Source organism: Pseudomonas sp. (genome assembly GCF_035554175.1).
Taxonomy (GTDB): domain Bacteria; phylum Pseudomonadota; class Gammaproteobacteria; order Pseudomonadales; family Pseudomonadaceae; genus Aquipseudomonas.
In genome coordinates this window covers 123,198-136,610 of record NZ_DATMIV010000050.1, presented here as the reverse complement: position 1 = coordinate 136,610, position 13,413 = coordinate 123,198, and the positions used below count along the sequence as shown (strand labels likewise).

Genomic DNA, 13,413 nt, shown 5'->3' with positions numbered 1-13,413 from the left:
GCGCTGAAGCTCGCACGGCGCAGTTCGGCGACCTTTATCGAACCCTTCTCCCACCGACAGGTCTGCTCCAGAACGAATCTCTGGAAATAACCCCCATGTCCACTCAACACACCCTTGTCCTACTCGCCCGCGGCGGATACGCCGCACGAGGTGTTCTGTATCTGATCATCGGCATCTTCGCGCTGCTCGCAGCTCACGACTCCACCAAACCGAAAGACAGTCACAAAAGTCTGGAAGCGCTCCTCAGCCAGCCGTTCGGTTATGTTCTGGTCGGCGTGGTGGTCGCTGGTCTGCTGGCCTTTGCCGCATGGCGCGCGCTGCAAGCGATTCGCGACGTCGATCACCACGGCACCGAGCTGAAAGGCCTGGTGATTCGTGCCGGTTTGCTGGCCGGGGGGCTGGTCAATGCGGCAGTGGCCTTCTTTGCCTTGGGCCTGCTGGTGAGCGGCGTCAGAAGTTCGGGCGGTTCCGGAGATGCCAAGACCAAGGATCTGCTGGCGAATCTGCTGTCTTTCGAGCACTCCAACCTGTTGATCTACCTGATCGCTTTGATTCCGCTGGGTGTAGGTATTGCGCACATCATCAAAGGCTGGAAAGCCTCATTCGAGAAGTACTTTGAGGCCGATGACGAAGTCATGCGTTATGTACGCCCGGTGTCGCGCTTTGGCTTGATCGCCCGCGGCGTGGTGTTTATCGAAATTGCGCTGTTGATGGCGGTCAGCGGCTCGGTTTACCAAGCGACGAATCCGCCCGGCATGAAGGAAGCGCTCGATGCTGTGCAGAATCTGCCGGCCGGCGCTGTGCTGCTGATGGTAATGGCGTTGGGGTTGATCGCATTCTCGGTCTACAGCTTTTCCGAAGCCGCCTGGCGCAGCATCGAAATGGATGTTCCGTTGTAACCCGCGATTCGAGGGGGCGCGTGCCCCCTCGACTGCTCGTCATCAAGTGAACAGATCGACGCCCAGCTGAAAGGCCACCCAAAGCGCAAGACCGGTGGCAAACAACAGCGCAATGTTTTCAAACAGGTTGTTGCGATATTGCTTGTCCAGCAGCGATTTCTGGTTGGACATGATCAGCAAGCCCAGGGAAATGACCGGCAAGCCAATGATGTTCAACGCGCTGACGCCGATGGTCAGGGTCACGAAATCCGGCATGCCCGGCATCGACCAGATCAGCGGCGTAACCAGGATGAACAGCATGAACCACTTGTGCATCGGGTCGTGATGAAACTCTTTGCCGTACTTCTCGCGGCGCTCAGGACGAACATGCTGGAAGGCGTCGGTGATCAGCATCGGAAACGCCGTGGTCTTGCCTGAAATACTGGCGAACAGCGTGGCGAACACGCCGATGAAGAATACATACCAGCCGATCGGGCCGAAGTAGATTTCCAGTGCCTTGCCCAGGTCACCCAGAGTTTTCACTTCGATGCCGTTGGGGCGCAGGATTTCTGCACCGACGATCCAGATAGCCAGGTTGATGATGATCCCGACGAACACCGCAAACAGCAGATCGTTGCGTTGAATGCGCTTGTGCTGCGGCCCGGTCCAGCCTTTCTGACGCATGACATAGGGGTGCACGAAGTTGGCGATGGAACCGGCGACCGCGCCGATCACCGAAACCGCCACCAGCAACGCGCCATGCACGCCTTCATCAGGCGGAATGCTGAAGCCGATGGTGCCTTTGATGATGCCACTGACATCCGGGCCGGACATCACCGCCAGGGCGATGAACGCCAGTGTCATGATCGCCAACAGCAGCTTCATCACGCCTTCGATCATCGTGTAGATGTTGCGCCCGACCAGCATCCAGACCGCCAGCACCACCGCCACTGAGCACAGCAAGGGCTGATCGATCTTGAACAGCATTGCCAGCGACTCCCCTGCCCCCTTGATCATGTAGGCGTTCATCAAATGCCCCATCAACAAGGCATAAACCAGCATGAACCAGGCAAACACCGGGTTGAGCTGGGCGTAGCCCTGAAGAATGGTCATGCCCTGGTTATTGCACAACTGGAAACGGGCAATGATGTTGACGATCAGGTACCTCAACAGCAACGAGACCGCCAGCACCCACATCATTGCGTAGCCGTAGTTCGCGCCGGCCACTGACGACGTGATCAAGTCGCCCGCGCCGAGCCACGACAGCACGGCGATAATTCCGGGGCCGAGCAGTTTGAGCATGCGCAAGAATCGGTTTTGCGGTTTCGCAGCGGCCTGATGATCGAGTGAAGGCATGCTCGTCATAGGGGTATCTCCATTATTGTTTTTTTGAGAATGAATGCAGCTGTGCGCATTAGGTAGGATGTCGTACAACAACGCTATTGGGAGAGTATGTAAAAATGTTTCAGCAGCATGTGGCCACGTAGCTTGCGATGATTCTGTCTCGACCATAGCAGCGTTTTTACAGCATCTGGAGACATGGTCGGTAGACAAAAACGGTCACGAGTGTGCTGAAACCAACTTATAGGATGACCGATAACATTGATTGAACGCGTATGCACAACGGGAACCTGCGAAGCGACATCGTCCCCGACCTCCTGCAACTAACCTCCCGCCCCTCTGGTCATTAGGTTTGCCGAGGTCGCTTAACCTACGCGAAGCTCACAATCAAGGGTCTGGCTCCGTGATCCACCCTCTCGTCCGTCGCAACAACCGCTCGCTGGACAGTCTGAATTTCTTCCTCGCCGATGTCCGCGATGGTCTCGGGCCGTACCTCGCCATCTATCTGCTCGCGGTGCACCACTGGGATCCGGCCAGCATCGGCGTGGTCATGACCCTCGCCGGCATTGCTGCGCTGGTCACGCAGACACCCGCCGGTGCGCTGGTGGACAGCAGCCGGGCGAAACGTGCGCTGATCATCATCGCCGCGCTGCTGGTCACGGCCAGTTGTCTGGTGCTGCCGTTGATTACTTCATTCAGTCTGGTGGCGTTGACTCAGGCTTTGAGTGCTGCGGCGGCGTCGATTTTCGCCCCGGCCATTTCTGCGATCACTCTGGGCATCACCGGCCCACGGGCATTCACCCGGCGCATCGGTCGCAACGAGACGTTCAACCATGCCGGCAACGCGTGCGCGGCGTTATTGGCCGGTCTGTTTGCGTATCTGTTCGGTCCGGTGGCGGTATTTTATTTGATGGCGGTCATGGCGCTGGGCAGCGTGATTGCGGTGCTGTTCGTCTCGGCCGAAGCGATTGATCATGACCTCGCACGCGGCCTGCAGCCTGGCGATCAACGTCATCAACCGTCCGGTTTCAAGGTGCTGCTGAGCAATCGCCCTCTGCTGATGTTTGCGCTGTGCTGCGCGCTTTTCCATCTGGCCAACGCGGCGATGCTGCCGCTGGTAAGCCAGAAACTCGCCCAAGCCAACTTGCACATGGCCACGCCACTGACGTCGGCATGTATCGTCGCCGCGCAACTGGTGATGGTGCCGATGGCGCTACTGGCCGGCGCGAAAGCCGATGTCTGGGGGCGCAAACCTTTATTGTTGGCAGGCTTTCTGATACTGCCGCTGCGTGGCTTGCTCTACACGTTTTCGGATGATCCGTACTGGCTGGTCGCCGTGCAGTTGCTGGACGGCGTCGGTGCTGGTCTGTTCGGTGCGCTGTTCCCGGTAATGGTCAAGGATCTCACCCTTGGCTCCGGGCATTTCAATGTCAGCCTCGGCGCGCTGACGACTGCGTTTGGTCTGGCCGCGGCGCTGAGCAATGGGCTGGCCGGGTTTGTCGTCGAGGCCGCCGGTTACAGCGCGGCATTCCTGACGCTTGCGGCAATTGCAGGGGCAGCGTTTCTGCTGGTGTTGATCGGTGTTCCGGAAACGCTGCAGCGCAGTGAAAAACTGGAGTCCGCTGCATTGGTGGAGCGAGGCTGAGCTGCCGGGACTTTGTATCAACATGTAGCTTTGCCCACCCCATATACACGTGCATGCGAAGTCAAACCGTTCAAACACACAACTGACACATTTAGCGCGCTAAATACCACTGTCGCTTCCATTCCTACCCTAATCAATCGACAGGACACCACCATGAACAAAGTCTTCGCAACCCTCGCCCTCACTGCCGCCATGTTCGGTGCCACTGCTGCGTTCGCAGCCCCGGTCAAACCCACCGTGGTGCTGGTGCACGGTGCCTTCGCCGATTCGAGCAGTTGGAATGGCGTGGTCAGGATTCTCGAAAAGGATGGTTACCCAGTGATTGCAGCCGCCAACCCGCTGCGCTCGGTCAAGGGTGATGCGCAATCGGTGGCGGATGTGCTGGCCAGCGTGAAAACTCCCGTGGTGCTGGTCGGCCACTCCTACGGTGGCCCGGTGATCAGCGAAGCTGCTTACGGCAACGCCAATGTCAAAGCGCTGGTGTACGTTGCCGCGTTCGCGCCGGAAAAGGGCGAAACGGCGGCTGAACTGTCCGGACGTTTCCCCGGCAGCACCCTTGGCCCAACCCTCGCGCCCCCGGTGGCGCTGGCCGACGGCGGTAAGGACTTGTACATCCAGCAGGACAAATTCCACGATCAGTTCGCTGCCGATGTGTCCCCGGCCGATGCGAAGCTGATGGCCGCGACCCAACGCCCGGTGACCGTCGCCGCACTCAACGAAGCCGCGACCGAGCCTGCGTGGAAAACCGTGCCGTCGTACTTCGTTTATGGCGATCAGGACAAGAACATCCCGGCGCAAGCGCTGGCGTACATGGCCGAACGGGCTCACGCGAAAAAGACTGTAGTGGTCAAAGGCGCGTCGCACGTGGTGATGGTGTCCAACCCGAAAGTCGTCGCCAGCCTGATCGAAACCGCTGCTGCGGCGAATTGACAAATCGCTGATGCGTCAGCCGTGAACCCTGTTCACGGCTTTCAGCGCAGCGTTGTGCTGCAGCCGTTCGCTGAGAAAATCGACAAACGTACGCACCTTTGCCGGTACGCGCGGATGCTTCAGATAAACCACCTGCACCGGTAGCGCCGGTGGTTCGAAAGCCTGCAACACCAACTCCAGTTCACCCGCAGCCACTTGGCTGGCGACTTGGTAAGACAACACCCGGGTAATTCCCCAACCGGTGCTGGCGATGTTGATTGCTGCCTGATTCGCGGTCACCACAAGGCGCGGCTCGAAGCGAAAGCTCAACGGGCCGTCGGCATGGGCAAACTGCCAATCGCTGAGCAAATGACTGGCGCACGACATGACGATATTGGCGCGACTCAACTCGGTTGGATGTTGCGGTCGGCCATAGCGGGCGAAGTAATCCGGCGTGCCGCAGATTACCTGGCGGACCTCACCGACCTTGATGGCATGCTGATTGTTCTCGTGCAGATGACCGATGCGCACGGCAACATCAATACCCTCCTCGGCCATGTTCACCACCCGATCAACCAGCAAAGCCTTCAGATGCACCGAAGGAAATGCATCCACGTATTGCGCCAGCAACGGCGCAATGAACAACTCACCAAACAACACCGACGCGGTCACGCTCAAATGCCCACTCGGCTCTCGATAACTGCCAGCGGCAGCCTCTTCGGCTTCATCGATATCGCAGAGTATCCGCCGGCAATCTTCCAGGTAACGGTGCCCCGCTTCGGTCAGGTGCAAGCTGCGTGTAGTGCGCGACAACAAACGAGTGCCGATGCGTTGCTCCAGTGCAGCGATGGCGCGGGTCACACTGGGCGGCGAGGTGTTCAAGCGCCGGTCCGCAGCAGCGAAGCCACCCTCCTCGGCCACGGCCAGGAACATGCGCATTTCCTGAAAACGATCCATAAATGCAGACCTGTTAAAAATCTCGAAAACACAGTGCCCCCCTGTGGGAGCGAGCCTGCTCGCGAAAGCGCTGTGTCATTCAGCTGTGATGCTGACTGATAGAAAGCCTTCGCGAGCAGGCTCGCTCCCACAGGGGATTTGCGTTTGTGTGTGAATCAAGCGCTTTGCAGGCCCACCGCTGTGCGCTGCATGCCGACGAATCCAGGCAACGCTTCTACCCGCTGCAACCACGCACGCACATTCGGGTATTCATCCAGCGAGACGTTGCCTTCCGGTGCGTGGGCGACGTAAGTGTAGGCAGCGACATCGGCAACGGTTGCCTGGTCGCCGGCGAGGAATGCGCTGTTGGCCAACTCGTCTTCCATCACTTGCAACAAGGCGTGGGAACGTTTGATCGCGTCGGCGGCGTCGTAACCGGCGCCGAACACCGTGATCAAGCGCGCCGTGGCCGGGCCAGAGCTGATCTGACCAGCAGCGACCGATAACCAGCGCTGCACTTTGGCTTGCTCGATCGGGTCGCTCGGCAACCATTGACCGTTGCCGTATTTGCCCGCGAGGTAGACGAGAATGCCGTTGGAGTCAGCGAGCACCGTGCCGTTGTCATCAATCACCGGCACCTGGCCGAATCGGTTGAGAGCGAGGAATTCCGGCGTTTTGTGCGCGCCCTTCATCAGGTCGACGAACACCAGTTCGGTCGGAACCTTCAGCAGGGACAGCATCAACTCGACGCGATGCGAGTGGCCGGACAACGGATGGCGGTACAGTTTGACGGCTGACTGGGACATGACGTGCTCCTGAATTATTTGAGTTCGACCCGCTGATCGTGTCGATGGGCTCATCCTGCTCCCGTGCCGCAAATCGCGGAATCCTCAGCAAATACAATCGAGCATTTCAGCCAGTGAAATAATCCCCCACGCCCTTAGACGCACGTAGGGATCATTTCACCGACTGAAACAGTGGATTGCAGTTTCTGGCCATTCCCTCGCAACCGGTTGAAGGCGAACATGAGCCCACTTGAGCTTCAGCCCTCGGCGGCTCAACGGCCCGTTGCACAGTAGGAGAATCGAAATGGACACAGCGTCGAAACCACAGATTTCGCCCTGGCATGAAGGTGAGCTGACCCTGCAACGTGCGGTCGGCGCGGTGGAAATGATGGTCGGCGTTGGCCAGCGGCAATTGGCTCGCGACTGGATGCCGGATCAGCACCGCGAGTTCTATGCACAGCTGCCCTTCGTCGTGCTCGGCGCTGTCGATAGCCAGGGCGATCCGTGGGCAACCCTGCGCACCGGTCAACCGGGATTCATGGACTCGCCGTCGCCGCAGGTTTTGAAGATCAAACTCGACGCCCAGCCCAACGATCCGGCGAATCAAGGCCTGCAGCCCGGCGATGCGATCGGCATGCTCGGCATCGAACTGCACACCCGTCGGCGCAATCGCATGAACGGCAACATCAGCCGCCGCGCTGACGACAGCCTCGAAATCGCCGTGACCCAGGCTTACGGCAACTGCCCGCGCTACATCAATCTGCGCCACTACGCCTTCGTCGACGAGACCACCGACACCGCACTTGAATTACCCGTCAGCGAACCGCTGGTGCGCGACATGATCACCGCCGCTGACTCGTTCTACGTCGCCACTTACGTAGTGCGCGACGGCGAGCGGCAAGTCGACGTGTCCCATCGCGGCGGCAAGTCCGGCTTCGTCCATATGGATGAAGACGGCACCCTGACCATTCCCGATTTCTCAGGCAATCTGTTCTTCAACACCCTCGGCAATATCCTGCTCAACCCGCGCGCCGGACTGACCTTCATCGATTTCGCCAGCGGCGATCTGTTGCAGTTGACCGGCAACGCCGAAGTGCTGCTGGACGACCCGCAGATCGCCGCGTTCCAGGGCGCCGAACGGCTGTGGCGCTTCAAGCCGCAGCGCATCGTTTACCGTCAGGCGGCGTTGCCATTGCGCTGGGCCGAGCAACCGGACGGCGATTCGCCCAATTCGCAAATGACCGGCAGCTGGGAGCAGACCCGCGAGCGTCTGCAGGCCGAAGCGTTGCGCAATCAGTGGCGTCCACTGCACGTAACGCGGGTGGTCGATGAGAGCCCGCAGATCCGTTCCTTTTACCTGCAAGCCAACGACGGCTTTGGCCTGCCGCGCTTCGAACCGGGCCAGCACTTGCCGATCAAGGTTTTGCTCGATGGACAGGACGCCGCCTCGATCCGCACTTACAGCGTTTCCAGCGCGCCGTCGGACGAATTCTTGCGCATCAGCGTCAAACGCGATGGCTCGGTTTCTTCACACTTGCACGACCGAGTTCAAGCACTGGATTTGATCGAAGCCCGCGCCCCGCAAGGCGACTTCACCGTCGACGCTACCGAGCGCCGTCCGTTGGTGCTGCTCGCCGCCGGGGTCGGGGTGACGCCGTTGCTGTCGATGCTGCGCGAAGTGGTCTATCAAGGAAAACGCATCAGCCGCATGCGCCCGACCTGGGTGGTGCAAAGCAGTCGCACCGTTGAAGACCTGGCCTTTCGCGAAGAAATCGATGCCCTGGCTGCGCGTGCCGGCGACAAGGTCAAAGTGCTGCGGGTGGTCAGCCAGCCGCCGCTGGAAGCAACAGCGCAGGGTTACGATCACGCCGGGCGCATCGACATTGCCTTGCTGAAAAACCTGCTGCCGCTGGATGACTACGATTTCTATCTGTGCGGGCCGGGCAGCTTTACCCAGGCGCTATACGACGGCCTGCGCAAAATGCGCATCCCCGACGATCGTATCCACGCTGAAACCTTTGGCCCGTCAACGCTGGTCCGCGATGTCGAAATCAGCACCCCGGCGCCGCCGCAAGTGCCGGTCGCCGAAGAGCCGGTCAAAGTGTTGTTCGCCCCGTCCGGCAAGGAAGCGCGCTGGGAACCGGGCAGCGGCACCTTGCTGGAACTGGCCGAGGCGCGTGGCTTGAATCCGGAGTTCAGCTGCCGCGGCGGTTCGTGCGGCACCTGCAAAACCCGCCTGAGCAGCGGCCAGGTGCATTACCTCACCCCGCCGGCCATGCGCCTGGCGGACGACGAAGTGCTGATCTGCTGCGCCGCCCCGGCGCAGGGCAGCGACACCCTGGTGCTAGACGTTTGAGTTACGAGGAGGTGTGCCATGAATCCATTTGCCGAAACCAACGTCGTTTGGCCGCCGGAAAAAACCGAACTGTCCGCCAGCGAATGCGAACGCAGCTTCCTGCTGCCGCAACTGCTGGGCTCGCTCGCCGGTGAAACCTGCGCGATGGCTGGTTCATACAATCAACGTGAGCATCTGCCTTTGAGCCCGAACAACTGGTTTTCCCGTGGGCTCAAAGCGTTGTTCTCTTAGGCCTTGCCCACCGCCGCCACACGGCGCGCCGGCCGGTGCTGGCGGCTGCTGATCAATCCGACGAAGGAAATCAGCAACGCCAGACCAATCGTCGAGCTGACTTCCATGCGATGTTCCGGGGTGATCATCATCACCGCCAATGCCGCGCAGATGAAAGCGATGACCAGCCAGGTGAGCCAGGGAAACAGCCACATGCGCAGGGTCACTTCGACCTTTTCCCGTTCCAGTCGGCGGCGCATGCGCAACTGCGAAATGGCGATCACCAGATACACCAGCAAGGCAATCGCGCCGGAACTGGCGAGCAGAAACTGGAACAACCCGGCAGGCATGAAATAACTGAGCAACGTCACCCCCGCGCCGATCACCGTGCTGGCGATCACCGCAGCCCGTGGCACGCCGGCAGCCGAGGTCACTTTCAGCGCCGGCGGGGCATCGCCGCGTCGGCCCAGTGAATAGAGCATGCGCGAGGAAATGTAGATCGACGAATTCATGCAACTGGCCACGGCGATCAGCACGACCACGTCGACGAGAAATTTGGCGTTGGGGATGTTCATCAGCTCCAGTGCACGCTGGTATGAGCCGACCGAGGCGAGTTGCGGGTCATTCCACGGCACCACGGAAATCACCACGAAGATCGACAGCAGATAGAAGATACCGATGCGCCAGATCACCGAGCGGGTGGCCTTGGCGATGTTCTGCGCCGGGTTGTTCGATTCCGCTGCGGCGATGGTTACCGCTTCGGTGCCGATGAAACTGAACATGATGGTGATGAAAGCACCCACCACCGCCGACAAACCGTTCGGGGCGAAGCCGCCGTGCTCGGCCATCAGCGTGCTCAAGCCACTGGCTTCGCGCTCGGGAATCCAGCCCAGCAACACCGCAAAGCCCAGGCCAATGAAACCGATGATCGCGACGACCTTGGCCATGGCGAACCAGAATTCGAACTCGCCGTATTTCGACACGCTGAACAGATTGGTGATCACCAGCAAGACGATCGACAGCAAGGCGAACAACCACCCATCGACCTGGGGAAACCACTGGTTGAGCACGTGCCCGGCGGCCAGCGCTTCGATCGGAATCACCAGCACCCAGAACCACCAGTAAAGCCAACCGATGGTGAACCCGGCCCAGCAGCCAATGGCTTGATCGGCGTAGGTGGAAAACGAGCCGGTGTCGGGATGCGCCACGGCCATCTCACCGAGCATGCGCATCACCAGCACCACCAGCAGACCGGAGAACAGATAAGCGAGCAGTACCGCTGGACCGGCGGCGGCGATGGCGTGGCCTGAGCCTACGAAAAGTCCTGCGCCGATGATGCCGGCAATGGAGAGCATGGTGACGTGACGCGGTTTGAAACCTTGCGCCAACTGACCGTTGGAGTCCTTGGGATTCAGGCTGTTCATGGGTTCTTATTGTTCTCATGATCGACGTTTGGGCCACTGACTGTGCGTCAGGCGATCATCATTCCCTTGAGTCGACTCGGGCGAAAGCAGCGACGCAGACGCTTTGCCGACGAAATGATGCTTCACCTTACGTGGCCCGACCGCAGCGCAACTAGCCTGAGTGCGGCATGCCGATGCCTGATCTCGACATGCCACTCTCAGGCCACCATCGAAGCGGCGGCGACGGATACGCCGATTACAGCGTGTAGGAAATCCCCACCTGCACTGTTCGCGGCGCGCCCGGATAGGCGTAGACGTTGCCGAATGCGCCTTCTTCGTAGTCGCGATCGAAAATGTTTTTCACATCGAGATTGAGCCGAACCTTGTCGTTGACCTTGTAGAAGCTCAGCAGGTCGACCACGGTGTAACTGCCCATGGAAAACGCGGTGTTGGCGGTCTGCCCGGCACGCTCATCCACGTACTTGAGACCGGTGCCGAGGCCGAGACCTTTGAGCGTGCCGTCCTGGAACTCGTACATGTTGAGCAGGCTGAAGCTGTTCTTGGGAATGTTCAGCAAGCGTGTGCCGGAACGCAGGGTGTTGTCCTTGGTCACCTCGGCGTCGACGTAAGCGTAACCGCCGATCACTCGCCACTCCGGGGTGAGATTGCCGGTGACGTTCACATCAAAGCCACGGCTGCGTACTTCGCCGGCCGCGACGCTGAACGTCGAATCCACTGGATCGGTGGTCAGCACGTTGCGTTTTTCGATCTGATAGATCGCTGCGTCGACGCTCAACTGTTGCTCCAGCGCTTCCCACTTCACGCCCATCTCGTAGGACTTGCCTTTCTCCGGGGCGAAACCACCGCCCTCGCGACTGGCGCCGGTGTTGGGCTTGAACGAGCGCGCGGTGTTGGCGTACACCGCCAGGGTTTCGCTCAAATCGTAGGTCACGCCGATACGCGGCGTGACGGCGTTGTCACTGGCCTGCCAGCTCTTGCCGCCGGGCACGTAGGTTTCGTAGTCGTGCTCGAAGCGCTCGAAACGCGCGCCGGCCAGCACTTTCAGCTTGTCGGTCAACGCGACCTGATCCTGCACGAACGCCGCGTAGGTCTTGAGGTTTTCTTTGTCGTGAGTCGGCGTGCGGGTCAGCGCCGGACGCGGCTGGCCGTAGACCGGATTGAAGATATCGATCGGATAGGTACCGACCGCGCCGCTGGAACGCTGGATGATTGACTTGTAGTCGTAGTCTTCGTATTCGATGCCGGTGAGCAAGGTGTGCTGCAGACCGCCGGTATCGAAATGCCCGGTGAGGTTGAGTTGGGTGTCCTTGTCGGTCCATTCCAGTTTGCGGTAGTTGAAATTGCGCCCCAGCGTGCGGCCATCAGCGGCGATGCCGTTGGCCTCGATCGCATCGCCCTTGAGCGAACCGTCGAGCCACTGGAACCCGCCGCCCAGGGTCCAGTCGTCATTGAGCATGTGCTCGAAACGCAACTGCGCCATGTTGTTGTCGTTGTGCAGTTTGCCGACGTCTTTCTCGCCGAAGAACGTATCGCGCGAGGCGGTACCGATCTGCGCCGGGTAGCGCGTGACGCCACGATCGAGCGGCGCGTTGTTGCGCATGAACTCGCCTTCGAAAATCAGTTTGGTCGCATCGGTGGCCTGCCAGGTCAGCACCGGCGTGATGCCGTAGCGTTCGGTCTCGACATGATCGCGAAAGGTGTCACCGCCCTCACCCACTACGTTGAGGCGATAGGCCAGGCGACCTTCTTCGTCGAGCGGGCCGGACGCATCCAGCGTGCCGCGCTTCATGCCCTGGTCGTTCAACTGGCTGCCCAGGGTCACGGTGCGTTCGGGCAATGGCTGCTTGGACACGACGTTAAAGGTGCCGCCGGGATCGCCACGGCCATAGAGCATGGTCGCCGGGCCGCGCAGCACTTCCAGACGCTCGATGGTGTTGGCGTCGGGCATGTTCGGGTAGCCACGGTTGATCGGGAAACCGTTGCGGTAGAACTCACCGGTGGTGAAACCGCGCACGGTGAAGGTGGTCAGGCCCTGGCCACCGAAATTGTTGGCCCGGCCGACGCCACCGGCGTAATCCAGAGCGTCCTGCAAACGGGTCGCGCCGAGGTCTTCGACGGCGTCTTTGGGCACCACGCTGATCGACTGCGGGGTTTCATGAATTGAAGTATCGGTGCGCGTAGCGCTGGCCGAGCGGGTGGCGCGATAGCCTTGCACCGGGCCGTCTGCCCTTTCGTAATCCGCAGTGCCGACCACATCGGTGGCTTCCAGCTCAAGCTTTGATGAAGTCGGATTGGCTGGCTCAGCCCACGAGGAAGAAGACAACGCCTGCAGCACACAAATGGAAAGCAGAGTTCGACGCATGAGGTGAAAACCTTTACGAATAGGCCAGAACGAAGGGCAAAACCGCCAGTGAAAACGCCGCGCATGGTATACCGTCGTCTTCGTAATTGAAACTTATTCTTATTTGTCATATAGGTCAGGATTGCTGCTCAACGTTCGGGCCATCCAGGGAACGTGCAGTGTTGAGGCGGCGTCGAAGGGGTAATCAGGGAAGATGAGCAGATTTGCGCTTTCATTAATCGGCGAGACACGGGAGTTATCGATGCACCCCACCACCCCCGATGGCCGCTATTTTGTGGTCAGGCAGCAGCTGTGGCGCTGCAGTAATCCATCACTGCCAGACGCAGAGCGCGAGGCGCTGGTTGCAGATCTTATGGCGGCGCGGCGTTCGGTCAAAAAGGCGAAAGGTGCGGAGGACGCCCAGGCATTGAAGTCAGCGCGAGCTCGGGTGAACGAGGCCAAAGTCGCGCTGGGCGAGCGCGGGCCGGTGTGGTGGGAGGACGGCAGCCCGGATTACAACCGCCACAAGGTAAGCAACACGCCTTATGCGCAGTGGTTTGCGCAACTGTTCGACGATGATCATTGAAT

Annotated in this window: 11 protein-coding genes; 6 read left to right on the top strand and 5 right to left on the bottom strand. The window is 60.0% G+C overall.

The annotated features are described in order from the left end of the window. Positions 1 to 95 precede the first annotated feature (95 nt). The gene (locus tag VNV36_RS22120; protein ID WP_325720536.1) at positions 96 to 899 is read left to right on the top strand and encodes a DUF1206 domain-containing protein; all 804 of its coding nucleotides are present in this window, start codon (positions 96 to 98) and stop codon (positions 897 to 899) included. Between the two features lie 42 nt (positions 900 to 941). Here the strand turns inward: VNV36_RS22120 and VNV36_RS22115 are convergent, their stop codons facing one another. Continuing rightward, positions 942 to 2,234, bottom strand: a complete 1,293-nt coding sequence (locus VNV36_RS22115; RefSeq protein WP_414705537.1) for an Nramp family divalent metal transporter — start codon at positions 2,232 to 2,234, stop codon at positions 942 to 944. 388 nt (positions 2,235 to 2,622) lie between these two features. Between VNV36_RS22115 and VNV36_RS22110 the strand changes: the two genes are divergently transcribed. Together VNV36_RS22110 and VNV36_RS22105 are read left to right on the top strand one after the other, a co-directional pair. Then, on the top strand, positions 2,623 to 3,864 hold the full coding sequence (locus VNV36_RS22110; protein ID WP_325720532.1) for an MFS transporter: 1,242 nt from the start codon (positions 2,623 to 2,625) through the stop codon (positions 3,862 to 3,864). A gap of 153 nt (positions 3,865 to 4,017) precedes the next feature. Beyond that, positions 4,018 to 4,794, top strand: a complete 777-nt coding sequence (locus tag VNV36_RS22105; protein WP_325720530.1) for an alpha/beta fold hydrolase — start codon at positions 4,018 to 4,020, stop codon at positions 4,792 to 4,794. A gap of 15 nt (positions 4,795 to 4,809) precedes the next feature. Here VNV36_RS22105 and VNV36_RS22100 read toward each other — a convergent pair whose 3' ends face one another. Both VNV36_RS22100 and VNV36_RS22095 read right to left on the bottom strand, forming a co-directional pair. Then, entirely contained in the window at positions 4,810 to 5,730 is a 921-nt protein-coding gene (locus VNV36_RS22100) for a LysR family transcriptional regulator (RefSeq protein ID WP_325720528.1), read from the bottom strand. A gap of 155 nt (positions 5,731 to 5,885) precedes the next feature. Then, positions 5,886 to 6,515, bottom strand: a complete 630-nt coding sequence (locus VNV36_RS22095; protein ID WP_325720526.1) for a glutathione S-transferase family protein — start codon at positions 6,513 to 6,515, stop codon at positions 5,886 to 5,888. A 283-nt stretch (positions 6,516 to 6,798) separates the two neighbouring features. Between VNV36_RS22095 and VNV36_RS22090 the strand changes: the two genes are divergently transcribed. Together VNV36_RS22090 and VNV36_RS22085 are read left to right on the top strand one after the other, a co-directional pair. Further along, positions 6,799 to 8,850, top strand: a complete 2,052-nt coding sequence (locus VNV36_RS22090) for a 2Fe-2S iron-sulfur cluster-binding protein (RefSeq protein ID WP_325720524.1) — start codon at positions 6,799 to 6,801, stop codon at positions 8,848 to 8,850. Between the two features lie 18 nt (positions 8,851 to 8,868). Beyond that, positions 8,869 to 9,081 carry a hypothetical protein gene (locus tag VNV36_RS22085; RefSeq protein WP_325720522.1) on the top strand — a complete coding sequence of 71 codons (213 nt, stop codon included), beginning with the start codon at positions 8,869 to 8,871 and terminating at the stop codon, positions 9,079 to 9,081. Here VNV36_RS22085 and gabP read toward each other — a convergent pair. Then, positions 9,078 to 10,484, bottom strand: a complete 1,407-nt coding sequence (gabP, locus tag VNV36_RS22080) for a GABA permease (RefSeq protein ID WP_325720520.1) — start codon at positions 10,482 to 10,484, stop codon at positions 9,078 to 9,080. The genes VNV36_RS22085 and gabP overlap by 4 nt on opposite strands. Before the next feature lie 235 nt (positions 10,485 to 10,719). Next, positions 10,720 to 12,846, bottom strand: coding sequence for a TonB-dependent siderophore receptor (locus tag VNV36_RS22075; protein ID WP_325720518.1), 2,127 nt, complete (start codon positions 12,844 to 12,846; stop codon positions 10,720 to 10,722). A gap of 241 nt (positions 12,847 to 13,087) precedes the next feature. Between VNV36_RS22075 and VNV36_RS22070 the strand changes: the two genes are divergently transcribed. Next, the gene (locus VNV36_RS22070) at positions 13,088 to 13,411 is read left to right on the top strand and encodes a hypothetical protein (protein ID WP_325720516.1); all 324 of its coding nucleotides are present in this window, start codon (positions 13,088 to 13,090) and stop codon (positions 13,409 to 13,411) included. The last annotated feature ends 2 nt before the right edge of the window (positions 13,412 to 13,413 follow it).

Excerpts from the sequence above, each read along its gene's own strand:
- VNV36_RS22120 (WP_325720536.1), top strand. The coding sequence starts at position 96 with ATGTCCACTCAACACACCCTTGTCCTACTCGCCCGCGGCGGATACGCC.
- VNV36_RS22105 (WP_325720530.1), top strand. The coding sequence starts at position 4,018 with ATGAACAAAGTCTTCGCAACCCTCGCCCTCACTGCCGCCATGTTCGGT.
- gabP (WP_325720520.1), bottom strand. The coding sequence starts at position 10,484 with ATGAACAGCCTGAATCCCAAGGACTCCAACGGTCAGTTGGCGCAAGGT.
- VNV36_RS22070 (WP_325720516.1), top strand. The coding sequence starts at position 13,088 with ATGCACCCCACCACCCCCGATGGCCGCTATTTTGTGGTCAGGCAGCAG.
- VNV36_RS22085 (WP_325720522.1), top strand. The coding sequence starts at position 8,869 with ATGAATCCATTTGCCGAAACCAACGTCGTTTGGCCGCCGGAAAAAACC.
- VNV36_RS22075 (WP_325720518.1), bottom strand. The coding sequence starts at position 12,846 with ATGCGTCGAACTCTGCTTTCCATTTGTGTGCTGCAGGCGTTGTCTTCT.
- VNV36_RS22100 (WP_325720528.1), bottom strand. The coding sequence starts at position 5,730 with ATGGATCGTTTTCAGGAAATGCGCATGTTCCTGGCCGTGGCCGAGGAG.
- VNV36_RS22115 (WP_414705537.1), bottom strand. The coding sequence starts at position 2,234 with ATGCCTTCACTCGATCATCAGGCCGCTGCGAAACCGCAAAACCGATTC.
- VNV36_RS22095 (WP_325720526.1), bottom strand. The coding sequence starts at position 6,515 with ATGTCCCAGTCAGCCGTCAAACTGTACCGCCATCCGTTGTCCGGCCAC.
- VNV36_RS22090 (WP_325720524.1), top strand. The coding sequence starts at position 6,799 with ATGGACACAGCGTCGAAACCACAGATTTCGCCCTGGCATGAAGGTGAG.